We start from the raw sequence: 25,675 nt of genomic DNA on the forward strand, positions 1-25,675 counted from the left end.
CTGCGTGGGAATGCATCCAGTGACGCTCTGCGTCACAGTTGCAAAGGGACGCGGAGCGTCCCGGGCGGCATTCCCACGCGGAGCGTGGGAACGATCATTCGCTAGCGTTCGCGCATCGCCTCGGTCCGCGCTTTCAGCACCGGTTTCAACAGGTAATCCAGCACACTCTTCTCCCCGGTAATAATGTCCACCGTCGCCACCATCCCCGGAATGATCAGCAATGGTTTCACATCCCCGCCCAAATGGTTTTTATCGGTACGCACCTGAATCAGATAAAAGCTGTTGCCCTTGTCATCAGTGATGGTGTCCGCGCCGATCAGCTCAAGCTTGGCGCTCAACCCGCCATAAATCGTGTAGTCGTAAGCGCTGAACTTGACCATGGCTTTCTGGCCCGGATGCAGGAACGCGACATCCTGCGGCCGGACCTTGGCTTCGATCAGCAGGTTGTCTTCCAGCGGCACGATTTCCACCATGTCGCTGCCCGGCTGCACCACGCCGCCGATGGTGTTGACCTTCAATTGCTTGATCACCCCGTGCACCGGCGACGTCACGGTGGTACGCGTGACGCGGTCGTCGATGGCGATGCTGGTGGCGGTGATTTTCGACAGGTCGGTGCGTTTCTCATTCAGCTCTTTCGCGGCTTCCGAGCGAAAGGTTTGTTCAGACTCATCGATCTTGCTGCGGATCTCGGCAATCGCCGATTCGGCGCGGGGAATGGCCAGTGTCGTCGCGTTCAGCGAGCCACGAATTTCCACCGCGCTGCGTTTGAGCCGAAGGATTTCCACCGGCGACACCGCGCCGGTTTTCACCAGCGGTTCGGACATGTTCATCTCTTGCTGCAGCAGTCCCAGGCTGGAACTGAACTGGCCCTGCTTGGAGCGAAACTCGGCCAGCTCCTGAGTCTTCTGCCGCAGTTGTTCGCTCAACGTGCGCTGCTCACTGGCCAGGCGGCGCTGGCGTTGTTCGTACAGCGAACGCTCGTCTTCGGCGACTTGCGGCGCCTTGGCGATCACTTCATCGGACAGCTTGAATGGCCGACCTTCGGCCTCCGCAGATAAGCGCTCGACCTGCGCCGTCAACGCATAACGATCCGCCTCGCTTTCACCTTTATTCGAACGAAAGCGCGTGTCATCCAGACGCAGCAGCGTGTCACCCTTGTTCACCATCTGGCCTTCGCGAACGAAAATCTCGGTAACGATGCCGCCCTCAAGGTTCTGGATCACCTGGACCTTGCTAGACGGAATCGCCTTGCCTTCGCCCATGGTCACTTCGTCGAGTACGGCGAACTTGGCCCAGACCACCGCACTGATCAGCAAGCCTGCCGCCAGCCACACGGTGATCCGCGACCAGCGCGGCGAATCCTGCAACGAGGCGCCGGCAGTTTCCGGCATGAATTCGGCTTCGGCGCTTTTACCGAAACTGTCGAAGTAGCCGCGATCTTTGCTATCGGAGGAAGCAGACATGGGGCAACTCCTAGACCGCTGCCGAGCCGACGCGGCCCTTGCGCAGTGCATCGATGACCGCTTCTTTCGGGCCGTCAGCGACGACCCGACCGTTGTCCAGCACCAGCAAGCGATCCACCAGGCTCAGCATTGAGGTCCGGTGGGTCACCAGCAGTAAGGTTTTGCCTTGCACCCAACCGTGCAGCTTCTGCCGCAGTTGGTCTTCGCTGCTGTTGTCCATCGCGCTGGTGGGTTCGTCGAGCAGCATGATTGGCGGATCGAGCAACAGCGAACGCGCCAGTAAAACTGCCTGACGTTGCCCGCCCGAAAGCAATTGCCCGCGCTCGCCGACGGGCCGGTCGAAACCTTGCGGGTGTTGCCGGGCCAGTTCGGTCACGCCAGTCAGTTCAGCCACTTCGAGCATCCGCGAATCGCTGATGTAACGCGCGCCGAGGGTGAGGTTGTCGCGCAGGCTGCCGGCCAGCAGCGGCAGGTCGTGGGCGACATAACCGATTTGCTGGCGCAGGTCGGCGACGTCGAGTTGGCGCAGGTCGAGGCCGTCGAGCAACAGCTGACCTTCCTCGGGTTCATAGAAACCCATGAGCAGACGCGCCAAGGTACTTTTCCCCGAACCGCTGCGACCAATGATGCCGACCCGCTCGCCGGGTTTCAGGCTGAAGGTGACGTTGCTCAGCGCCGGCGCATTCTGGCCGTTGTAATGGAAGGTCACGCCGTTGACGTCCAGCGCGCCCTGCAGCTGGGTCCGTTCCAGTGGCCGCTGTTTGCCGTCTCGTTCCTGCGGCAAAGCCATCAGCGCGTCGGTGCTTTTCATCGTCAGTTGCGCTTGCTGATAACGGGTGATCAGCCCGGCGATCTGCCCGAGCGGCGCGAGTACGCGGCTGCCAAGCATGTAGGTGGCGACCAGTGCACCGACGCTGAGGTTGCCGGCGATGATGCTGTAGACCCCGGCGACAATCGTCGCCATCCCCGAAAACTGTTGAATGAACAACGTGCCGTTGGTAGCCAGCGCCGACAGATTGCGTGCGTGACTGTCGAGGCGGGTGAGGGCGCCGTGGGTGCTTTCCCATTTGTGCTGGCGCTCGCTTTCAGCGCTGCAGGCCTTGAGGGTTTCCAGGCCGCCGAGGGTTTCGATCAGCACGGCCTGACGTTCGGCGCCGAGGCTCAGGCTTTTCTGCACGGTGTCGCGCAGACGCACCTGAATGATCATGGCGAAGACGATCGTGATCGGGAACGCCAGCAGCGGAATCACCACCAGCCAGCCGCCGAGCAAACCAATCACCGCCAACATCAGCACGACGAAGGGCAGGTCGATGAGGCTGGTCAGGGTCACCGCCGTCAGAAACTCGCGCAGGCCCTGGAAGTCATGAATGCTCTGGGCGAAACCGCCGATGGTCGCCGGCCGCGCCTTCATCGACATGCCGGTGATGCGCTCGAACAAAGTCGCGGAAAGGATCACATCGGTTTTCTTGCCGGCGGTGTCGAGCAAGTGCGCGCGCACTACGCGCAGGATCAGTTCGAAACCGGTGCCGATCAGCAGGCCGATCGACAGCACCCACAGGGTCGACGTCGCCTGATTCGGCACCACGCGGTCATACGTCTGCATGACGAACAGCGGCACCATCAGGCCTAACAGGTTGATCAGGAAACTGGCGAGGATGGCATCGCTATAAAGCCATTTCGACAGCTTGAGGGTGTCGCGAAACCACGCGTGGACGCGCGGCACCAGCGGTGAACGCAGGTCTTCGAGTTCGTGGCGCGGGCGGGCGAACAAGGCCTGGCCGCTGTAATGTTCGGTGAGTTCTTCGCGGCTGACCCATTGCTCGCCGCCATCGGCTTCACTGGGCAAAATCAGTGCTTTGCCGTCGTCGCCGAAACGCCGCAAGACAGCGGTGCGACCGTCATTGAGCAGCAGCAGAATCGGCAGATTGAGCGGTGAAATATCTTTCAGTTCGCGGCGCAGAATCCTCGCTTGCAACCCGGCCCGGGTGGCGGCGCGTGGTAGCAGGTCGAGGCTCAGGCGTTGTTTGTTCAGTGGCAGCCCGGCACTCAGGCTGGCGCGACTGACCGTCGCGCCATGCAGTTTGCAGAGGATCAACAGACCGTCGAGTAACGGATCATCGAAGCTCAGCCGCGGATCGACCCCGGAATGGCCGGGTTCCATGCTGGTCATATTGATCGCCTCTGTTGAACAGGCACGTGAATGATCGTTCCCACGCTCTGCGTGGGAATGACTCTAGGGACGCTCTGCGTCCAGTGACGCGGAGCGTCACGGGCTGCATTCCCACGCAGAGCGTGGGAACGATCAGGGCAAAGTCAGCCCCTGCACCGTTTACTTCAGTTCAGGCAAGCGCGCTTCGTTTTTGACTTCGGTCGCGGCGATCGCATCGGCCGGCAGCACCACCCGTTGTTTGCTCAGCAACTGGCCCATGTTCGCCAGCACGCGGTACATCGAATATTCCTCGGTGTAGCGGATTTCGGTGTAGCGGCGGTTGGCGTTGTAGAGCTCGTTTTCACTGTCGAGCAAGTCGAGCAGGGTGCGTTGGCCGAGGCCGAACTGATCCTGATACGCGGCGCGTACGCGTTTGGTGGTTTCGGCGTATTCGCGGGCGGTCGGGGTCTGCTTCTTCGCGTTCTGCATGGCGTTCCAGGCCAGGCGAATGTTCTCGTTGAGCTGACGCAGGGCGTTGTTGCGGATGTCCATCGCCTGATTGATGTCATGGGCATTGGCGGCCAGTCGGGCCTTGTCGCTGCCGCCACGGAACAGGTTGTAGTTCATCACCACACCCACGCGCCATTCGTTGTCGTGGCCTTCGTCGCCCTGCACGTTGTTGTTCGCACCGACGGCCGCTTCGGCATCGAAGCGCGGGTAGAACGGTGATTTGGCGACTTCGTACTGGCTCTCGGCCGATTGCACGTCAGCCTGGGCGGATTTCAGGTACGGGTTGTTGTCGACCATGCTCTGCTGGGCTTCGCGCAAGTCGGTCGGCAATTCGCCACGGGTCGAGGCCGGGGTTTCCAGCTCATCGGGCATGCGTCCGACCACGCTGTAGAAGTTGGCTTCGGCGTCGGACAGGTCGACTTCAGCGGTGTCGAGGTTGTTCTGCGCCAGCGCTTTACGCGCGACCGATTGATCCGAGTCAGCCGTGCTGCCGACGCCGCGTTCGGTGCGCAGGCCGATCTGATCGTTGACGCGCAAATGCGCCTGCAAGTTATTGCGGGCCAGCGTCACCAGTTCGCGGCGCTTGAGCACTTCGAGGTAGACCTCGATTGTGCGCAGGGCCAGATCCTGGGCGGTGCCTTGCGCGTAGTACGCGCGCGAATTCGACACGCCTTTGGTGCGCTCGACCTCGTTGGCGGTGTTGAAACCGTCGAACAGCATCTGCCGCAGGCGCAGCTCCGACTGGGTGTAGTTGAGAATGCGCGTGTCGTGGTTGCCGAAGGCCCGGGTATTGGTGTTGTCGCTGTAGCCGCGACCGTAAGCGGCGTTCAAATCGACGGACGGATAGAAGCCGCCCTTGGCGACTTTGATTTGTTCATCAGCCGACAGGCGGGCGTCCACGCGCGAAGCCAGTTCCGGGTGAGTAGCGATGGTGCTTTGAATAGCCTCGGTGAGGTTCATGGCCTGGGCTTGAGAAGTGCAAGCCATGGCCAGCAAAACCGCGCTGCAGAGGGGGGTTAAAACGCGCATGGGTGCATCTCCCTAAGTCCTGATGGTGTGTTACTGTCGCCAAATATTTGACGATATTTATAGGTGTAAGCGTTTCACTCTTGTAACAACAGAGCTAAGAACATCCTAGAGCGTAGCTAAGAAAAATTTTTCATAAGGCTTATTCCGAAAAAAACTTATGCGCTTTGTAAAATCCGGCACATTGTTCAGCACGAAAGCCTTTGTTTTATGCGCTTTAGGGAGCTCAAGAAGGCTTGAGGAAAGTTCCATTCACTTTGCGACATACGGCGAAGTACTGCTGAAGGGGAGGGACGCGTAGCGGCAAAAGAGCGACAGATTTTTGTCACTCGGGTGATTCACCACCGTTACGTAGCGTTAGTGGGCGGGCAGTTTGAGTCAGAGGTTGCAAGTGCTTGATGGCACTGGGATTTCTCTTCAAATGACCCCTGCAAAACGAACTGTCGAAGGTGCGAGCGTCGCCTCCGACAACCCGATTGAGCCATGGGCTGCTTCGCGAACCAGTGCTGACGGTGGTCGGCAGCGGAGGATTTCACATGGCAACGCTCATCGGTACCGTCACAAAAGTCATTGGTCAGGTCTTCGCGCAGGCAGCCGACGGCAGCAAACGCGCACTGGTTGAGGGGGATCGCCTGTATGCCGGCGATCAACTGATCACCGGCGCGGCAGGCGCCGTTGCCGTGCATTTGCAGAATGGCCAGGCCCTGACTCTCGGCCGCGACAGCAGCCTGACCATGACCGGGCAATTGCTCGCCGATCAGGCCGCCCACGTCAACGCGCCGGAGGCCGTGACCCCGAGCGAAGCGCAACTGACCGATGTCGAGCAAATCCAGAAAGCCATTGCCGCTGGTGACGACCCGAGCAAAACCGCCGAAGCCACTGCCGCCGGTCCGAATGCACCGGGCGGCTCGCCGGGTGAACTGGGTGGCGGGCACAGTTTTGTGTTGCTGACCGAAGTCGGCGGGCGAGTCGATCCGATCATCGGTTTCCCGACGGCGGGGTTCGGCGGCATCCCGGAATTTCCTGACTATCGCTTTGATGCCGTGGTCGACAACGGCGATGACACCGTCGCGCCGATTACGCCGCCACCGCCACTGGTGGTCAACAATCCGGTAATCATCGACGGCCTTGCCGTGCCCGGCGGTGAACTGAACCTCAACGAAGCCAATCTGCCTGCCGGTTCGGCGGCCAACCCCGGTGCGCTGACCCAGAGCGGGACGTTCACGGTGTCCGCACCGGATGGCCTGAGCAGCCTGAGCATTGGCGGCATCAACGTCATTGCCGGCGGCGTGCCGGTCGGTTTTCCACAATCGATCACCACGCAACTGGGCAACACCCTGACCATCACCGGCTACAACCCGGCGACGGGCGCGGTCAGCTACAGCTACACCCTTACCGGCAATGAGACCCACGCTGCCGGCGATGGCGCCAACAGCCTCAGCGAACAGTTCACCGTGATTGCCGGCGACAACAATGGCGACACCGCCACCGGCACGCTTGACGTCAACATCACCGACGACGTGCCTCGAGCAATCGACGACAACAATGGCACGGCTTCCGAGACGTTGCTGACGCTGACCGGCAACGTCCTGACCAACGATGTGCAAGGCGCCGACCGTGTGCCCACCGGCCCGAATGCCGGGCCGATTACGCCCGGCACGTTCAGCGGTACTTACGGCACGCTGGTGCTGAATGCCAACGGCACCTACACCTACACGCTGAACACCAACGACATCGACTTCAAAAATCTGCATGGCGGTGGCAACGGCACCGAGACCTTCACCTACACCCTCACTGATGCCGATGGCGATACCAGCACCGCGAATCTGATTTTGCAGATTCACAACAACGACGACCCGGTGATCATCAACGGCTTGAATGTCGAGGGCGGCGAGCTGACGGTCTACGAGAAAAACCTCAGCGACGGCAGCGCACCGGACTCCACCGCGCTGACCCAAAACGGCACCTTCACCATCACCGCACTCGACGGCGTCACCACGCTGACCGTCGGCGGCATTGCTGTGGTCACCAACGGTGTCGCCGCAGGTTTCCCGCAATCCGTCACCACGCCGCTGGGCAGCACGCTGACCATCACCGGTTTCAACGCCACCACTGGCGTGGTCAGCTACAGCTACACCCTGGTCGACAACGAAGCGCATCCGAGCGCCAACGGCGCGAACAATCTGCCTGAGCAGTTCGCCGTCACCGTGGTGGATGACAACGGCACCACGGCCAACGCCACCCTCGATGTGAACATCGTCGATGACCTGCCAAAAGCCGTCGATGACAGCAACACAACCACCGCGTCGGAAAGCCAACTCACATTGACCGGCAACGTCCTGACCAACGACGTCCAAGGCGCTGACCGAGTGCCAACCGGACCTGTGACCGCCGGCACCTTCACCGGCACCTACGGCACCTTGGTACTCAACGCCAACGGCACCTACACCTACACGTTGAACACCAACGACACCGACTTCAAAAATCTCCACGGTGGCGGCAACGGCACCGAGAATTTCACCTACACCATCACCGACTCGGACGGCGACACCAGCACCGCGAATCTGGTGCTGAACATCCACAACAACGACGATCCGGTGGTGATCAGCGGCCTCGACGTCAACGGTGGTGAACTGACGGTCTACGAGAAAAACCTCAGCGACGGCAGCGCTCCGGACTCCACCGCGCTGACCCAAAACGGCACCTTCACCATCACCGCACTCGACGGCGTCACCACGCTGACCGTCGGCGGTATTGCTGTGGTCACCAACGGTGTCGCCGCAGGCTTCCCGCAATCCGTAACCACGCCGCTGGGCAGTACGCTGACCATCACCGGTTTCAACGCTACCACTGGCGTGGTCAGCTACAGCTACACCCTGGTCGACAACGAAGCGCATCCGAGCGCCAACGGCGCGAACAATCTGCCTGAACAGTTCGCCGTCACAGTGGTGGATGACAACGGCACCACGGCCAACGCCACGCTGGATGTGAACATCGTCGATGACCTGCCAAAAGCCGTCGATGACAGCAACACAACCACCGCGTCGGAAAGCCAACTCACATTGACCGGCAACGTCCTGACCAACGATGTGCAAGGCGCCGACCGCGTAGTCAGCGGGCCCGTCACCGCCGGCACCTTCACCGGCACCTACGGCACCTTGGTACTCAACGCCAACGGCACCTATACCTACACGCTGAACACCAACGACGCCGACTTCAAAAACCTCCACGGCGGCGGCAACGGCACCGAGACCTTCACCTACACCCTCACCGATGCGGACGGCGATATCAGCACCGCGAATCTGGTGTTGAACATCCACAACAACGACGATCAGGTCTACCTCAACGGCCTCGACGTGAAGGGCGGCGAACTCACCGTTTATGAGAAAAACCTCAGCTTCGGCACCAGCCCTGATACCCCGGCGCTGACCCAGAGCGGCACCTTCACCGTGACGGCCCTGGACGGTCTGCAAAACCTCACCGTAGGCGGCATCGCCGTGGTGACCGGTGGTGTGGCCGCAGGTTTCCCGCAATCGATCGTCACGCCGCTCGGCAGCACCTTGACCATCACCGGTTACAACGAGACCACCGGCGTCGTCAGCTACAGCTACACCCTGGTCGATAACGAAACCCATCCCAACGCCAACGGCGCCAACAGCATCACCGAAAACTTCAACGTGGTGGCGACCGACACCGATGGCAGCACGGCCAGCGGTCAGATCAACGTCAACATCGTCGATGACTTGCCAAGCGCTCACCCTGACGCGGCATCAGTGAGGGAGGGCGACACCGTCAGCGGTAACGTGCTGGACAACGACATCGGCGGCGCGGATGGCCCAGCCGTGACTGGCGCAGTGGTCGGCGTGCGCGCTGGCTCCGACACGTCGACCTCGGCCATTGGCGGTCTCAACAGCAACATTGACGGGACCTACGGTTACCTGACCCTCGACGCCAACGGCAACGCGGTTTACCACAGCAATCCCAACGTCGTGAACGGCCCGGGCGCAGTGGATGTGTTCACCTACACCGTGCGCGATGCCGATGGCGATGAAAGCACCACCACCATCACCATCGATGTCGCCAACAGCTGCCTGAAAGCCACCAGCGACACCGACGTCACCGTGTTCGAGAAAGCCCTCGACCTGACCAAGGACGGCGCCGATATCGCCGCCGGCACGGTTACCGGCAGCGATCCGACCAGCACTGGCGAAACCGCGTCCGGCACGTTGGTCGGCTCGGTCACCGGGGCAGTCGGCGCGATCAGCTATGCACTGGTCGGCAGCGCCACCGGCAACTACGGGCAGATCGTCCTCAACCCCAACGGCACTTACACCTACACGCTGACTTCGCCGGCGAGCACCACGCCGCATGCCGACGACGGCGCCAACACCCTGAGCGAAACCTTCACCTATCAGGCCACCGATTCGCTGGGCAACATCGTCACCAGCACCATCGTCGTGAAAATCGTCGATGACGTGCCGAGAGCGGTGAACGACAGCAACGCCAACAACGCTTCGGAAAGCCAACTGACCCTGACTGGCAACGTGCTGACCAACGACGTGCAAGGTGCCGACGTGGTGGCGACCGGGCCGAATGCCGGGCCGATCACTGCGGGCACCTTCACCGGTACTTACGGCACCTTGGTGCTCAACGCCAACGGCACGTACACCTACACCCTGAACAGCAACGATGCCGACTTCAAAAACCTGCACGGCGGCGGCAACGGCACTGAGACGTTCACCTATACGCTGACCGATGCCGACGGCGACACCAGCACCGCCAACCTGGTGCTGAACATCCACAACAACGACGATCCGGTGGTGCTCAACGGCCTCGACGTCAACGGTGGCGAACTCACCGTCTACGAGAAAAATCTCAGCGATGGCACCAGCCCCGACACGCCGGCGCTGACCCAGAACGGCACCTTCACCGTCACCGCACTTGACGGTTTGCAAACCCTCACCGTCGGTGGCATCGCCGTGGTCAGCAATGGCGTGGCTGCAGGCTTCCCGCAGTCGGTGGTTTCGCCGCTGGGCAGCACCTTCACCATCACCGGTTACAACCCGGCGACCGGTGTCGTCAGCTACAGCTACACCTTGGTCGATAACGAAACCCACCCGACCGCCAACGGCGCCAACAGCCTCACCGAGAATTTCAACGTGGTGGCCACGGACAGCGATGGCAGCACCGCCAGCGGCCAGATCAACGTCAACATCATTGATGATCTGCCGACCGCCAAACCTGACACCGGCGCGGTGGCGGAGGGCGGCACGGTCAATGTCAGCGTGCTCGGCAATGACGTCAGCGGTGCCGATGGCGCCGCGACAGTGGTCGGCGTGCGCGCTGGCAGCAACACCGGGACGTCGGCCGTCGGCGGCCTCAACAGCAACATCAACGGCAACTTCGGCTACCTGACCCTCGATGCCGCCGGCAACGCCGTGTATCACAGCAACCCGAACTCGGTGAGCCCACCGGGCGCCACCGACACCTTCACCTACACCATCCGCGACAGCGATGGCGATGAAAGCACCACGACCATCACCATCAACGTCGCCGACAGCAAACTCGTCGCCTCGGTCGATCAGGACGTGACGGTCTTCGAGAAAGCCCTCGACCTGAGCAAGGACGGCGCCGATCTCGCCCCCGGCACGGTCACCGGCAGCGATCCCACCAACACTGGCGAAACCGCCACCGGCACATTGGTCGGCGCGGTCAGCGGCGGCAGCGGTGCGCTGACTTACACCCTGGTCGGCAGCGCCACCGGCAGCTACGGGCAGATTCAGCTCAACGCCGACGGCACTTACACCTACACGCTGACCTCGGCACCGAAAACCTCGCCGAACGCCAACGACGGGGCGAACACCCTGAGCGAAAGTTTCACCTACAAAGCCACCGATGCATTGGGCAACAGCACCACCAGCACCCTCGTCGTCAACATCGTCGATGACGTGCCGAAAGCGGTGGCGTCGGATCGCTCGGTGGCGGCGGTAGAGATCGACTCGAACATCCTCATCGTTCTCGATATTTCCGGCAGTATGGCCGACGCCTCCGGTGTGCCCGGCCTGTCACGGCTGGCGCTGGCCAAGCAGGCAATCAGCGCGTTGCTCGACAAATACGATGACCTTGGCGATGTGAAAGTGCAGCTCGTCACGTTCAGCAGCAACGCCGCCGACCGCACCACGGTGTGGGTGGATATCGCCACAGCCAAAACACTCCTGGCCGGTCTCAGTGCCGGCGGCGGCACCAACTACGACGCTGCTGTGGCAACCATGCAAACCGCGTTCAACACCTCGGGCAAACTCACCGGGGCGCAGAACGTCGGCTACTTCTTCTCGGACGGCAAACCCAACGAAGGTGATATCGGCACCGCCGACGAAGCCGCGCTGAAAGCCTTCCTCGATGCCAACAACATCAAGAACTACGCGATCGGCCTGGGCAGCGGCGTGAGCAACGCCAACCTCGACCCGTTGGCCTACGACGGCATCAGCCACACCAACACCAACGCGGTGGTGGTCACCGATCTCAACCAGCTCAACTCGGTGCTGTCCGGCACCGTGATCGGCGCGCCGGTCACCGGTTCGTTGCTGGGCGAGGGCGGCACCTTCGGCGCCGATGGCGGGTTTATCAAATCCATCGTGATTGACGGCACCACCTACACCTACGATCCGAAAGCCCTCGGCGGCCAGGGTTCGCTGACGCCAAGCGGCGCCACCAATCACGGCACCTTCAACACCGTGAACAACACGTTGAGCATTGCCACCAATAACGGCGGCACACTGCTGATCAATCTCGACACGGGCGACTACACCTACACCTCGCAGAAAACCACCGCCGTGGTGATCACCGAGAACATCGGCTTCACCGTCAGCGACAACGATGGCGACCTCGCCAGCTCCACCCTGACCGTGAAAGTGATCCCCAACGCGCCACCGGTGGCGGCGGACGACCACGTCATCACCAACGTGCTGTCGGGCAATATCGTCGTGCCGGGCGAGTTGTTGCTGGCCAACGACACCGATCCGAATGGCGACACCCTCAGCGCCACGCCGACCAGCTTCAACACCGGATGGATTTCGAAATCCGCCGACTTCACCGGCACCGGCGCGATCAACTTCACCGGCACCAACGTCAACACCGCCGCCAACCAGAACCTGGCCAACGTACGCAATGCGTTCAGCGCTAACGCCGCGACCATGACCGCCGTGCTGGTGGTCAGTGGTTATCTCGGCGCAGTGACCAACAGCAACGCCAACGATGAAGACCGCATCACCGTCAACCTGCGCCAGGGCGAAACCCTTAACCTCGATCACAACCTGGCGGCCGGTCACGTCACCATGGAGTACTCGATCAACGGTGGCGCCTACACAACCCTGGCGGATGGGCAAACCCTCACGGCGTCGGCCGATGGCGTCTATCAGATCCACATCACCAACATCACCAACACCACGGGCGGCAACGCCAACGCGGCGGAAAACTATCAACTGACCATGAGCCTCAACTACGCCGGGGCCCACGACGTCACCCCGGATTACCACGGCACCTACACCGCCAACGACAACCATGGCGGCAGCGATTCGGCGGCGGTAACCATCAGCTATCAGGACGGCCACCTCCTCACCGGCACCTCGGGGGATGACATCCTGGTGGCGGGCACCGGCGACAACATCATCAACGCCGGCGACGGCAACGACGTGCTCACCGCAGGCTCAGGCAACAACGAACTGCACGGCGGCGCCGGCAATGACTTGCTCTACAGCGGCCCCGGCAACGACCTGCTCGACGGCGGCACCGGCATCGACACCGCCAGCTACGCCCACGCCACCGCCGGCGTCACGGTCAGCCTCGGTGTGCTCGGTGCTCAAAACACCCTCGGCGCGGGCACTGACACCCTGACCGGCATCGAAAACCTCATCGGCTCGAACTTCAACGACACGTTGACTGGCGACAACAATAACAACGTGATCAACGGCGGTTTGGGCAACGACATCCTCAACGGCGGGGGCGGCGATGACTTGCTGATCGGCGGCATGGGCAACAACACCATGACCGGCGGAGCAGGGGCCGACACCTTCCAGTGGCTCAAGGGCAACAGCGGCCACGACACCATCACCGACTTCACCCCCGGCACCGACAAGCTCGACCTGTCGCAACTGCTGCAAGGTGAAAACGGCACCACGGCGTCGCTGGACGATTATCTGCACTTCACCGTTAGCGGCAGCGGTGCCTCGGTGATGACCAGCATCGACGTCAGCGCCATGGCCGGCGCTACGCCCAACCAGACCATCGACCTGGCCGGCGTCAACCTCGCCAGCCACTACGGCGTCACGCCGGGCGCCGACGGGATGATTGCCAGCGGCCACGACACAGCGACGATCATCAGCGGCATGTTGAATGATCATTCGTTGAAGGTGGACACGGTTTGAACTGAGGGCTGAAACGACAAAACCCGCCGTCCCGATTGCTTGGGACGGCGGGTTTTTTCTGCCCGGTGAATGTGTGTCGTCAGCCAGTCAGCCTTCGCTGTCAAGCCAGCTCCCACAAGGATTTTTGCCGTTCAAAAATCCCCGTTCCACCGCAGAATCTGTGGGAGCTGGCTTGCCAGCGATGGGGCCAGAACAGGCACCGCATCAATCAGTGAGTGTTCACAGCACCCACCAACTCCAGATTATCCAGCGCCCGATTCACCGCCAATTCCCCGAGCATGATCAACTGCGCAATCCCCAACAACGCCCGACGTTGCGGCGCGGGCGCCGTGTTGGCGAAATCCTGGGCGATGGTTTTGGCCGAGGCGAGGGTTGCGCTGGCATCGGCCAATAGGTCTTCGTTTTTGCTGTCGGCGGTGACGGCGTACATCGAGCGGGTTTTGCGTGGCGGCGGCGGCGAGCCGGGTGGGCAGAGGTAATGATCGAGGGCGCGGTCGGCGGCTTCGTGGAGTTTGTTGGAATTGCAGTGGTCTAATTTCCCCGGACACCCCGATAGGTGGAAAATACATCTATCGAGGAGTTATTCATGACCAAAAAACGCAGAGCATTCGACGACAGCTTCAAGCTGCAAGTCGTGAAGATGATCAAGGATCAGGGGCTAACCGTTATGCAGGTTTGCCAAGATCTGAACATTGGTGAGACAGCCGTTCGACGCTGGGTTCAACAGTACGAGGCAGAGCAACTGGGGCAGGCCGGAATCGGCAAGCCATTGACGGCAGAGCAACAGCGCATCCGGCAATTGGAACAGGAAAATCGCCAGCTCAAGATGGATAACGACATCTTAAAAAAGGCTACGGCCTTCTTTGCCCGCGAGCTGAAGTAAGGTATCGACTGGTTCGGCAGCTGCAACAGAAGGCCTATTCAGTGACACATGTCTGTCGGTTACTGAGCATCAGTCGCTCGGGCTTCTATGAGTCGCAAAAGCGTGCTGATGCGCCCGTCCGGCAGAGTTGTCCTGTCGTTGTGCAACTCAAGGCGTCTTTTGCCGAGAGTGGTGGCTGCTACGGCAGCCGGCCCTTGCGCGACGCTTTGCGCGGCAAAGGCCTGTCTGTTGGACTGTATAAAATCCGCCGTTTGATGCGTGCCAATGGGCTACGTTCGGCTTGGAAGCGCAAGTTTGTGCACACGACCGATAGCAATCATGATCTGCCGATTGCCGAAAATGTACTGAGCCGAAAATTTGATCCGGCGGCGCCAAACAAGGCTTGGGTGGCAGACATCACCTACATCCGCACCCGCAGTGGCTGGCTGTATCTGGCCGTGGTGTTGGACTTGTTTTCACGCAAGATCGTGGGCTGGTCGATGGCTCCGAACATGCCGGCAGAGCTGGTGTGCACTGCGATGCAACTGGCCATCGCACAGCGCCAACCGCCGCCAGGCCTGATTGCCCACTCGGATCGTGGCAGCCAATACGCGAGTGCAACTTACAGAGATTTACTGGCAAGAAACGACATGCAGCAGAGCATGAGCCGTAAAGGTAATTGCTGGGACAATGCGGTGATGGAACGCTTCTTCCTGAGCTTGAAAATGGAGCGGGTATGGCGACGTGACTATGCCAATCATACCGAAGCGATCCGCGACATCACCGAGTACATCGTTGGGTATTACAACAACGAACGGCTTCACTCGAAACTGGGATATCTGCCACCGACCGTCTATGAGCGGGCGATGGCGTCAAAACCACCTATCGAGGTGTCCGGAATTAGTTGACCACTGCAAATCGAGGGATTGGTAAGGGGAGGTGGGGTCGGTTTCGGGTGGGTTGGGTGTTGGTTTGATCATGGGTAAAGCTCCTTGAGAAATGGAGCCGTCAACCATCGCTGCTAAACGAAGAAGGTGGCGGCTTTACGCGGGTTAGCAGACCAGGCTCAAGGATCCCGGCGCACCGAAGTGCCCCACGCATAGCCGCCATAACGCAGAGGCGGAGCCAGCGTGCCTTGAGAATTACCGAGCTGCTAAACCCGATCACTGAATTCAGCGACTGACCCACAATAAAACCCGTCCCCAAGACGCACAAGCCGGCGGATTCTGGCTTAGCTGTAGGCAAAGGCGCAAGGATGAGTAGGCTGCGTGCGTGTCTGCAGGTTTCAGCTAAACGCGGTTAAATCAAAGGTTCGCAGCCTTCGACGGCGCTTACACCGATCTCCGTTAATCCTTGCCGGAGGTTAGAAGTTTTATCAGGCGAAATGTTTAGCATTTATTTCGTTAAAAATATGGTCTGTAGCTATTTTTTTAATGGCAGCAGTGAATAATCGCCACTCGATCTAGCGGGTGGCGAGAATAGATCATTCAGTTTTTTATTTTTGAACGTTTGCTGGTGAAGTTGTCAATGCGCGCATTATTTACCGATGTTGAATAGAGTTCTATTCGTCTGATATCGGGCGCAGAGAACTCTAAAAGTGCGTGGTGCTGCAATCCTTGTTTGATGATGTTGTCGGTTTTTAATGCTGTGTTTGAGGAGTTGTAATAGATGACGGTTAAGTATTTGCCATAAAATCTAAATGATATTTCTGAGCAGCTCCATTTTAGTTCGAGTATAGTTCGGCTATCTTCGTGCACGTTTAAACACTTTCCTTCAATAGAACCAGGGAAAAAAGCTGGTGGTGCGACAGGCTCTATTGTTATAAAGCCGTGGCGTAAGTAGATGGAGTGAATGTTCATAGCAAATAATTCGATTGTTTGTCCTTGAGTGATCTTTGTGTCCGGGTGTGAATCAAAGGTCTCGATGTGTGTTTCCGGAATGTTTTGAATAACATATTTTCTTTGCGGAAAATTCACTTCGCCCAAAGAGGGAGTTGCTGTTCCTGACTTGATCGCTACCTGTACATTAACTTCACTGCCATCTTTAAGTCTGCGCAACCACGACAGCGGAGCTGGAGCGATTAAACCATCTGCAGAATCAAGGGGAGCGCCGTTCAAGACTTTTTCTTCTACAGGCGTTCCATTTTTGTCTATGCCGGTCAAAGTCAAAAAAATCGGAGTTCCTTTCTCCTGAAACATCCACCGAGCAATCCGAATGCTCGCATTCTCCGGCAATTTATCAATATCCAACTCCGCTCCAAGCTCCCCATTAATATTCGGCACCGGCAACCGCACATCCCCATCCACGATTTTCGCAACGCTCACTTTCAGCGGCGACGACTTGCCCGCCTGCCCACCCCCACGATTCAGATTCCAGCGAAACTCAAGCGCCTTGCCATGCCGCGCCGCCAGATACGCTGGGCTCAACACCACGTTTACCCGTTTGTTGGCGTTAAATGCCACCAACGGAAACTGCGGCGTTCCGGCGGGGGCATCCACCTCTACCAACCGCGCCCGATCACCATCGAGGGCGCCGGGGTATTCGATGCGCAGCGTCACGCCTTCGGCGTAATGCAGCACATCAATCGGGCTGACTGCCGGCGATACCAGAAACGGTGGTTGCAGGGTGATGGTTGCGCTGCCGGTGACGCGGGCGGTGGCTATTTGCGAGGTGCCGACGAGGTCTGTGTTTGGTCGGCGCAGTTCGTACGTCACGGCGACGGTGCTGTCGGCAATCACCTGATGGTTGGCGATGTTGAGCACGCAGGTTTTCTTCGCGCCGAACGGGTCGGCCTCTACCGGGCCGCTCACCATGACCACGATGTCGGGCTGTCCCGCCCGTTTGGCGGTGTAGGTGGCGGTGACCGTATCGCCTACCTGGAACCGGTTGTCTGTTGTCAGCACCACCAGCAATAACGGGTTGCCGGCCAGTTTTTCCAGATCAATGATGCTCGCGTCATCCCCCGGAAAATCTTCCATGCGCTCGAGCAAAATCGGCATCGGCAAGCGCTTGCCGGCCAGGTCCTCGTCCACGGTCTGGATCGGCGACCATGGCTCGTTGGTGTCCGGGCCGTTGAGGATCTGGTCGGTGACGGTGAAGCGAAAGTTGAGCTTCCCGTCCAGGCGTTTTGCCTCGTCGAGAAAGTCGCGATCAATGGTGAAGCACACGGTGATGGGCGTTTCCGAGCCGGGATTGGGCGGCTGTGGCGCTTCGTCGGCGCGGACGCTGGCCTTGCGCGTTTCGCCGTTACAACTGAGGGTAATGGTGTCGTACGCGCGGCAGAACGGATAGGACACGCAGACCTGCGCACTGACAAAGTCGGGGCCAACGCCGTTTTTGATCGCGTCGGGCAGCTGCAATACAAGCTCGGAATGCCCGCCGGGCACGGTCATCTCGTCCTTGAAACCGGGGCGGATACGGTTGTAGAGCATGGGCAGCAGCGGTTCGGACGTGCCGATGTTCTGGCTGTTGCGCTCGATGGTGTAAAACAGATTGTTGACCCGGTCCGGGTGTAGCCGGCCTCGCGGAATGCGCAACAGCGGCATGACGTTGCGATCCTGAATGGTCTCGATGTCCAGCGCCGCCGCCTCGCCCTGCAGCCAGAGCGCAAGCACATCGCCCACATCCACCGTGCCGGAGAGCGGCGGATCAACAATCACCTGCGCCCCTAAACCGTCCGTCACCAGATCGTACGCCACCAACGGCACACCGATCTGCGCACCAATGACAGGAGAGGTCTGGCCATTGACCATGGGCGGGTAAAGCACGAGAACAGTGTTGTCGGCGGTGGTGGAGTTGGACATGAAAAGCGCTCCTGCGCGGGGGAAAGGGCAGGCTTGATCAGAGCGCGTTTTTGCGAACAGCGCACCTGTCAGAGTTGACAGGTGCGGGGTGGTTTTCGACGAATGGTAATGTGCGGGCAGGGGTGAATTTGTGGGTGGTTAAACGACAAAACCCGCCGTCCCGGTTGCTTGGGGCGGCGGGTTTTTCTGCCCGGTGATCGTTCCCACGCTCCGCGTGGGAATGCAGCCCGGGACGCTCCGCGTCCCCTCCAGGGCCGAACGCGGAGCGTCCGTTGAGGCATTCCTTTGCTGCGCGTGGGAACGATCAGCGATCAGTGAGTGTTCACAGCCCCCACCAACTCCAGATTATCCAGCGCCCGATTCACCGCCAGTTCCCCGAGCATGATCAACTGCGCAATCCCCAACAACGCCCGGCGCTGGGGCGCGGGCGCCATATTGGCGAAGTCCTGGGCGATGGCCTTGGCCGAGGCGAGGGTTGCACTGGCATCGGCCAGCAGGTCTTCGTTTCGTTTTGCATTCCGATCGCGAGTGTTCAAACATCCCTTTTGTATTTTTAGGTGATTCGTCTTACTGAAATGTTGTCAATTTGATAGTCATTGCCTCCATCGGAACCCCCACCACTGCCCCGATCCTGATGGCTTCTAATTGATATCAGTTGAGCGCCCGTTTTGTTGACAGAAAAATCGGCGCTTCGCTGAATCCATTGTCCTGTTCTCGGAACAGTGTAAGTTGGCATAATTGTCTGGCCAGAACTGAGATCTACCGAAAATATCGGTGCCATATTTGCTGCGTCCGGGCTGAAGTTTCGCAGGTTTATGCTGAATGAGTAAGTTCGACCAGCTGTAAAACTAAAACTTTGACTGAATAGTACGCCCGCAAAACCGGACGCTCCTGTTGCTGTTGGGTTCTCAAAAACTCCACCTCTGATGTACCCATAACGGCCGGCAGGCCCTATTGTCCATCCGTTCGATGTGCCGTTACTGAAGTCTGTGAGCGAGTCTGTCCAGGCATCGTTTAGTAATACGCAAGAGTAGTCTGGAAAACGCGTGGCTCCGCTTTTGTTGTCTACGCCATCAAATCTGACTAATAGCTCTGTTCGAAATGATGATCCATATTTGAGCTTTTCCAATTCGCTGCGCAAAACGGCTATGTTTAATCCTTGGGATGTCTCTTTATCGATTATTTCTTTGTCTGCCAGTAGTGGAATTGAATGCTCGGAGTCATTCTGTTGGGTTCCGATAATTCTTAGCCAGACTTTCTGGTCTACGGCGATTACTTTCCACGGTGCAATAGTCAATGTGGCACTTCCGTCAAAAGTCGAGAGATCGAGCGTTTCATCACCCTCAGGATCTGTTGCTTGCACGATAGCAGGCCGAGGCAGTCGTATATCTTCGTCAGCAATCTCCATCACACTCACATCCAGCGGCGGCGACTTCGCAGCCTGCCCACCCCCACGATTCAAATTCCAGCGAAACTCAAGCGCCTTGCCATGCCGCGCCGCCAGATACGCCGGGCTCAACACCACGTTTACCCGTTTGTTGGCGTTAAACGCCACCAACGGAAACTGCGGCGTTCCGGCGGGCGCATCCACCTCTACCAACCGCGCGCGATCGCCGTCGAGGGCGCCGGGGTATTCGATGCGCACTGTTACGCCCTCGGCATACGCCAGCACATCAATCGGGCTCACTGCTGGCGACACCAGAAACGGTGGCTGCAGGGTGATGGTTGCGCTGCCGGTGACGCGGGCGGTGGCTATTTGCGAGGTGCCGACGAGGTCAGTGTTTGGTCGGCGCAGTTCGTACGTCACGGCGACGGTGCTGTCGGCAATCACCTGATTGTTGGCGATGTTGAGCACGCAGGTTTTCTTCGCGCCGAACGGGTCGGCCTCCACCGGGCCGCTCACAGTGACCACGATGTCGGGCTGTCCCGCCCGTTTGGCGGTGTAGGTGGCGGTGACTGTATCGCCTACCTGGAACCGATTATCCGTTGTCAGCACCACCAGCAATAACGGGTTGCCGGCCAGTTTTTCCAGATCAATGATGCTCGCGTCATCCCCCGGAAAATCTTCCATGCGCTCGAGTAAAATCGGCATCGGCAAGCGCTTGCCGGCCAGGTCCTCGTCCACGGTCTGGATCGGCGACCACGGCTCGTTGGTGTCCGGGCCGTTGAGGATCTGGTCGGTGACGGTGAAGCGAAAGTTGAGCTTTCCGTCCAGACGTTTTGCCTCGTCAAGAAAGTCGCGGTCGACGGTGAAGCACACGGTGATGGGCGTTTCCGAGCCGGGATTGGGCGGCTGTGGCGCTTCGTCGGCGCGGACGCTGGCCTTGCGCGTTTCGCCGTTGCAACTGAGGGTAATGGTGTCGTACGCCCGGCAGTACGGATAGGACACGCACACCTGCGCACTGACAAAGTCGGGGCCAACGCCGTTTTTGATCGCGTCGGGCAGCTGCAATACAAGCTCGGAATGCCCGCCGGGCACGGTCATCTCGTCCTTGAACCCGGGGCGGATACGGTTGTAGAGCATGGGCAGCAGCGGTTCGGACGTGCCGATGTTCTGGCTGTTGCGCTCGATGGTGTAATACAGATTGTTGACCCGATCCGGGTGCAGCCGGCCTCGCGGAATGCGCAGCAGCGGCATGACGTTGCGATCCTGAATGGTCTCGATGTCCAGCGCCGCCGCCTCGCCCTGCAGCCAGAGCGCAAGCACATCGCCCACATCCACCGTGCCGGAGAGCGGCGGATCAACAATCACCTGCGCCCCCAAACCGTCCGTCACCAGATCGTACGCCACCAACGGCACACCGATCTGCGCACCAATAACAGGAGAGGTCTGGCCACTGACCATGGGCGGGTAAAGCACGAGAACAGTGTTGTCGGCGGTGGTGGAATTGGACATGAAAAGCGCTCCTGCGCGGGGGAAAGGGCAGGCTTGATCAGAGCGCGTTTTTGCGAACAGCGCACCTGTCAGAGTTGACAGGTGCGGAGTGGTTTACGACGAATGGTAATGTGCGGGCAGGGGTGAATTTGTGGGTGTTGAAACGACAAAACCCGCCGTCCCGATTGCTTGGTACGGCGGGTTTTTCTGCTCGGTGAATGATCGTTCCCACGCTCTGCGTGGGAATGCAGCCCGGGACGCTCCGCGCCCCCTCCAGAGCCGAACGCGGAGCGTCCGTTGAGGCGTTCCTTTGCTGCGCGTGGGAACGATCAGCGATCAGTGAGTGTTCACAGCACCCACCCACTCCAGATTATCCAGCGCCGGATTGACCGCCAGTTCCCCGAGCATGATCAACTGCGCAATCCCCCACAACGCCAGGCGTGTTTCAGGATTTGCGCAAAGTCTTCTGCCGCAAAATATAAACCGTCACCAGCACCGCACTGGTCAACATGAACCCCCGCGCCCACGGCAATGGCACCAGATAGCAGGAGAATAGAATGCTCGCCCACATCAGCCCGATCGCGTAGACCTTGCCCTTGAGCGGAATGCCGTTGCCATCGAGATAATCGCGGATCCACGGCCCGAGCCGGGGATGTTCGACCAGCCATTTATAGAAACGCGGAGAGCTGCGCGCGAAGCAGGCCGCTGCGAGCAGAAGGAAAGGGGTGGTGGGCAGGACGGGCAGGAAAATCCCGATCACCCCTAATGCCACGCTGAGCCAGCCGACGGCCAGCAGGAAGTAGCGCAACATCAGGGGGCGGTTGCCTATGGGGTTGTCCATAGGCCGGATCTTAGTGGTGACGTGGCTTGAGGATCGCCGGTTTTTCGTCGGGCGCCTGGCACAGCAGGTACAGCGCCGTCAGGGCTTCGGGGATCTGCACGATCATGTCGTCCATCAGGTTCGCGTCTTTGGCGATGTCTTCGAACTCTGGTTGCTCGTCGAACAGACCCGAACCGACCATGATCGGCAGCAACATTTCGCTGACTTCTTCTTCGGCGGTTTCGAACCAGGCTTCTTCACGCAGGAACACGCCTTCCATGAAACCGATGCACCAGCCGCGCAGTTCGGAGTCGTCCGGCTCTTCGCCCAGATCCAGATCGCATGGCAGTTCGAACTCTTCGTCCGAGGCCAGTTGACGCGCGATGTGTGCTTTGAGGCCGATCAGTGTGGCTTCGATTTCGGCGCGCTGGGCGTCGCTGCTGTAATGCGGTTCTTCGGCGAACAGGGCGTCGATCCACTCGCGATCCGGCACGTCTTCGGCGCAGATCGACAGGGCGGTCAGGTAACCGTGGGCGGCCACGTAATCCAACGCCTCGTCGTGCAGCTCGTCGGCGTCGAGAAAGACTTGCAGGCGGGTTAGTTGCTCAGCGAAGGACATTACGGGGCTACCTTGGGGGAATAAACAATGCGGGAATTCTAGGCCTTCTTGCGCGCTCAAGCCAGCCGCAAGGCAGATTTGCCCGCACGGACCCACGCAAATGCCGGGTAGGGCGCAAAACCTGTGGGAGCGGGCTTGCCCGCGATGGCGGTGTATCAGTCGATGAAGAAGTTGTCAGTCCCGGCCTCTTCGCGGGCAAGCCCGCTCCCACAGGGTTCGGTGTGAGGTCAATTGCAGAGTGAGTCTTATCAGCGGCACCCTGCGCAGGGAAGGCCTCGGGTATACTGCCGCGTTTTGCGATCCCTGCCCGCATTGCGCGGTTCATGCAATGCGCTCTTACGTTTTGTTTAAGCAGCCGTGGCTGTTCTGAACCAGCCTGAGCAGGGGTGTATCGGTAGATTTTTGGAGTTTTTATGCTCGAACAGGCTCAACGCGTCCTCAAGGACATCTTCGGCTACGACAGTTTTCGTGGCCGTCAGGGTGCAATCATTGAGCGCGTGGCCAGCGGCGGTGATGCGCTGGTTTTGATGCCTACCGGTGGCGGCAAGTCCCTGTGTTTCCAAGTGCCGGCGCTGCTGCGCGATGGCCTGGCCGTGGTGGTGTCGCCGCTTATCGCCTTGATGGACGATCAGGTCGCCACCCTCGAAGAACTGGGCGTGGCCGCCGCTGCACTCAACTCCACGTTGAGCGCCGAGCAGCAGCGTGACCTGGCCGCGCGGATCAAGCGCGGCGAAGTGAAGATGCTCTATCTTGCGCCGGAACGTCTGGTGCAGCCGCGCATGTTGTCGTTCCTGCAAGGCCTGAACATTGCCTTGTTCGCCATCGACGAAGCGCACTGCGTGTCGCAATGGGGTCACGATTTCCGTCCGGAATACCTGCAGCTGGGCCAGTTGGCCGAGATGTTCCCCGACGTTCCGCGCATCGCCCTGACCGCCACGGCTGACAAGCGCACCCGCGAAGAAATCGTAACGCGGCTGCATCTGCAGAACGCCGAGCGTTTCCTGTCGAGTTTCGACCGCCCGAACATCTTCTACCGCATCGTCCCCAAGGAGCAGCCGCGCAAGCAGTTGCTGGCGTTCCTCGCCGAGCGCCGCAGCGACGCAGGCATCGTCTATTGCCTGTCGCGCAAAAAGGTCGAGGAAGTCGCGACCTTCCTCAGTGAACAGGGTTTCCCGGCGCTGCCATATCACGCCGGCCTGCCCAACGATCTGCGCGCCTATCACCAGAAGCGCTTCCTCAACGAGGAGGGCTTGATCATGGTCGCCACCGTGGCGTTCGGCATGGGCATCGACAAGCCCAACGTACGCTTTGTCGCCCACCTCGATCTGCCGAAATCTTTGGAAGCGTATTACCAGGAAACCGGACGCGGCGGCCGTGACGGCCTGCCGGCGGATGCGTGGATGGCCTACGGTCTGCAAGACGTGGTGATGCTCAAGCAGATGTTGCAGAACTCCGAAGGCGACGAGCGCCACAAGCGTCTGGAGCAGCACAAGCTCGACGCCATGCTCTCGCTGTGCGAAGAAACCCGCTGCCGCCGGCAGACGTTGCTGGCGTATTTCGATGAAGAGATGGCCGAGCCATGCGGCCATTGCGACAACTGTGTCGACGGCGTGCAAACCTGGGACGCCACCGAGCCTGCGCGTCAGGCGTTGTCGGCGATTTTCCGCACCGGTCAGCGGTATGGCGTCGGACACCTGGTCGACGTGCTGCTGGGCAAGGACAACGAAAAGATCCGCAGCTTCGGCCATCAGCACCTATCGGTGTGGGGCGTGGGCAAGGCGCTGAGCGAAAGTGAATGGCGCTCGCTGTTCCGCCAGTTGGTGGCGCGCGGGCTGGCGGATGTCGATCACGAGGGTTACGGCGGGCTGCGTCTGAGCGACAGCTGCCGACCATTGCTCAAGGGCGAAGTGACCCTGGAGCTGCGCCGCGACCTGAAACCGCAAGTCACGGCCAAAAGCGGCAGCAAGAGCCAGGCGAGCCAACTGGTGCGCGGCGAAGAACGCGAACAGTGGGAAGCCTTGCGCGCCCTGCGGCGCAAGCTCGCCGAAGAACACGGCGTGCCGCCGTACGTCATCTTCCCCGATTCGACATTGCTGGAAATGCTCCGCAGTCAACCGACCTCGCTGGCGGAAATGGCTCGGGTCAGCGGCGTCGGTGCGCGCAAGCTGGAACGCTACGGCGAGGCTTTCCTCGAAGTGCTCGGTGGCGAGGCCGAGGCACCGAAAGTGGTCGCCGATGTACGCCACGAACTGATCACTCTCGCCCGCGCCGGCATGACGCCGCTGCAGATCGCCGGGCAATTGCAGTGCTCGGAAAAGAACGTCTACACCATGCTGGCCGAAGCCATCGGTAAACAGCAGTTGTCGCTGGAGCAAGCGCTGGACTTGCCTGAAGAACTGATGGGCGAAGTGCAGGATGCGTTCCTCGATGGCGAAGGCGAGTTGCCGTCGGTCGCCGAAGTGGCCGAGCTGTTCGCCGGTCGCGTGCCCGAGGGCGTGTTGTACTGCGTGCGGGCTGCATTGCAATCGGAATTTGAAATGTGAGGCGACGTTTGCGCCAAGCCTCATACAGTTGTAACGATTCAGTACAGACCGCCACTTGCCTATAACTGCAGCCCATGCTTAGCTGGCTAATAATTAGATTTTCTTTATTTTCAGTCTAACCGTGAGTGTTTTATGCCGTTAACCGATCAACACCGCTTTGGCATGCAACTGGCCCAGATGTCCCGTGGCTGGCGCGCCGAACTGGATCGCCGCCTCGCCGGTCTGGGCTTGTCCCAGGCTCGCTGGCTGGTGCTGCTCCATCTGGCGCGCTTCGAAGAAGCACCGACCCAACGTGAGCTGGCGCAGAGCGTCGGCGTCGAAGGACCGACCCTTGCACGCTTGCTCGATAGTCTGGAAAGCCAAGGCCTGGTGCAACGCCAGTCCGTGATGGAAGACCGCCGGGCGAAAAAAATCGTCCTCTGCGCGCCTGCCCTGCCGCTGATCGAACAAATCGAAACCATTGCCACGCAACTGCGTCACGAATTGTTCGAAGGCGTCGACGAGGCGGATTTGAAGGTGTGCATGCGTGTACACGGGCGCATTCTGGGTAACCTGGAAAAATCTTGAGGCACATCCCCGTGC

At 59.9% G+C, this 25,675-nt stretch carries 12 protein-coding genes and 1 pseudogene; 4 read left to right on the plus strand and 9 right to left on the minus strand.

Features of this window, described 5'->3' with window-relative positions; genetic code table 11:
- Positions 1–101: 101 nt before the first annotated feature.
- The 3 genes from AC3Y64_RS07350 to AC3Y64_RS07360 form a co-directional block, all read right to left on the minus strand.
- Positions 102–1,463: an HlyD family type I secretion periplasmic adaptor subunit gene (locus AC3Y64_RS07350; RefSeq protein ID WP_489986970.1), complete on the minus strand. Its 1,362-nt coding sequence runs from the start codon at positions 1,461–1,463 to the stop codon at positions 102–104.
- Between the two features lie 10 nt (positions 1,464–1,473).
- Positions 1,474–3,633 (minus strand): type I secretion system permease/ATPase, encoded by a 2,160-nt coding sequence (locus AC3Y64_RS07355; protein WP_489986971.1) that lies wholly within the window; start codon positions 3,631–3,633, stop codon positions 1,474–1,476.
- Between the two features lie 159 nt (positions 3,634–3,792).
- The gene (locus AC3Y64_RS07360) at positions 3,793–5,151 is read right to left on the minus strand and encodes a TolC family outer membrane protein (RefSeq protein ID WP_489986972.1); all 1,359 of its coding nucleotides are present in this window, start codon (positions 5,149–5,151) and stop codon (positions 3,793–3,795) included.
- Positions 5,152–5,684: 533 nt separating this feature from the next.
- On the opposite strand from AC3Y64_RS07360, the gene AC3Y64_RS07365 reads away from it, so the two are divergent.
- A complete protein-coding gene (locus AC3Y64_RS07365; RefSeq protein WP_489986973.1) occupies positions 5,685–13,571 on the plus strand; it encodes a retention module-containing protein in 7,887 nt (2,628 codons plus the stop codon).
- Positions 13,572–13,779: 208 nt separating this feature from the next.
- On the opposite strand, the gene AC3Y64_RS07370 is transcribed toward AC3Y64_RS07365, so the two are convergent.
- A complete protein-coding gene (locus tag AC3Y64_RS07370; RefSeq protein ID WP_489987932.1) occupies positions 13,780–14,136 on the minus strand; it encodes a DUF6124 family protein in 357 nt (118 codons plus the stop codon).
- 21 nt (positions 14,137–14,157) lie between these two features.
- Here AC3Y64_RS07370 and AC3Y64_RS07375 point away from each other — a divergent pair.
- Positions 14,158–15,341, plus strand: a protein-coding gene (locus AC3Y64_RS07375; RefSeq protein WP_489984471.1) for an IS3 family transposase whose coding sequence is annotated in 2 segments (ribosomal slippage) — positions 14,158–14,422 and positions 14,422–15,341 — 1,185 coding nt in all. Because the reading frame shifts where the segments join, the coding sequence is not laid out codon by codon here.
- A gap of 579 nt (positions 15,342–15,920) precedes the next feature.
- Here the strand turns inward: AC3Y64_RS07375 and AC3Y64_RS07380 are convergent.
- From AC3Y64_RS07380 to AC3Y64_RS07400, 5 genes and pseudogenes are all read right to left on the minus strand, one after another.
- Positions 15,921–18,236 (minus strand): hypothetical protein, encoded by a 2,316-nt coding sequence (locus AC3Y64_RS07380; protein WP_489986974.1) that lies wholly within the window; start codon positions 18,234–18,236, stop codon positions 15,921–15,923.
- Positions 18,237–18,547: 311 nt separating this feature from the next.
- Positions 18,548–18,745 (minus strand): annotated as a pseudogene (locus AC3Y64_RS07385) (DUF6124 family protein); the annotation flags it as partial.
- Positions 18,746–18,789: 44 nt separating this feature from the next.
- Positions 18,790–21,132, minus strand: a complete 2,343-nt coding sequence (locus AC3Y64_RS07390) for a hypothetical protein (protein WP_489986975.1) — start codon at positions 21,130–21,132, stop codon at positions 18,790–18,792.
- Positions 21,133–21,556: 424 nt separating this feature from the next.
- Positions 21,557–21,952: a YbaN family protein gene (locus AC3Y64_RS07395; protein WP_064119604.1), complete on the minus strand. Its 396-nt coding sequence runs from the start codon at positions 21,950–21,952 to the stop codon at positions 21,557–21,559.
- 10 nt (positions 21,953–21,962) lie between these two features.
- On the minus strand, positions 21,963–22,550 hold the full coding sequence (locus AC3Y64_RS07400) for a UPF0149 family protein (RefSeq protein WP_158961044.1): 588 nt from the start codon (positions 22,548–22,550) through the stop codon (positions 21,963–21,965).
- Positions 22,551–22,963: 413 nt separating this feature from the next.
- Between AC3Y64_RS07400 and recQ the strand changes: the two genes are divergently transcribed.
- Together recQ and AC3Y64_RS07410 are read left to right on the plus strand one after the other, a co-directional pair.
- Positions 22,964–25,093 carry a DNA helicase RecQ gene (gene recQ / locus AC3Y64_RS07405; RefSeq protein WP_489986976.1) on the plus strand — a complete coding sequence of 710 codons (2,130 nt, stop codon included), beginning with the start codon at positions 22,964–22,966 and terminating at the stop codon, positions 25,091–25,093.
- Between the two features lie 132 nt (positions 25,094–25,225).
- Entirely contained in the window at positions 25,226–25,660 is a 435-nt protein-coding gene (locus tag AC3Y64_RS07410; RefSeq protein ID WP_489986977.1) for a MarR family transcriptional regulator, read from the plus strand.
- Positions 25,661–25,675 lie beyond the last annotated feature (15 nt).

The organism is Pseudomonas sp. 4CAES_32.4, assembly GCF_058136335.1.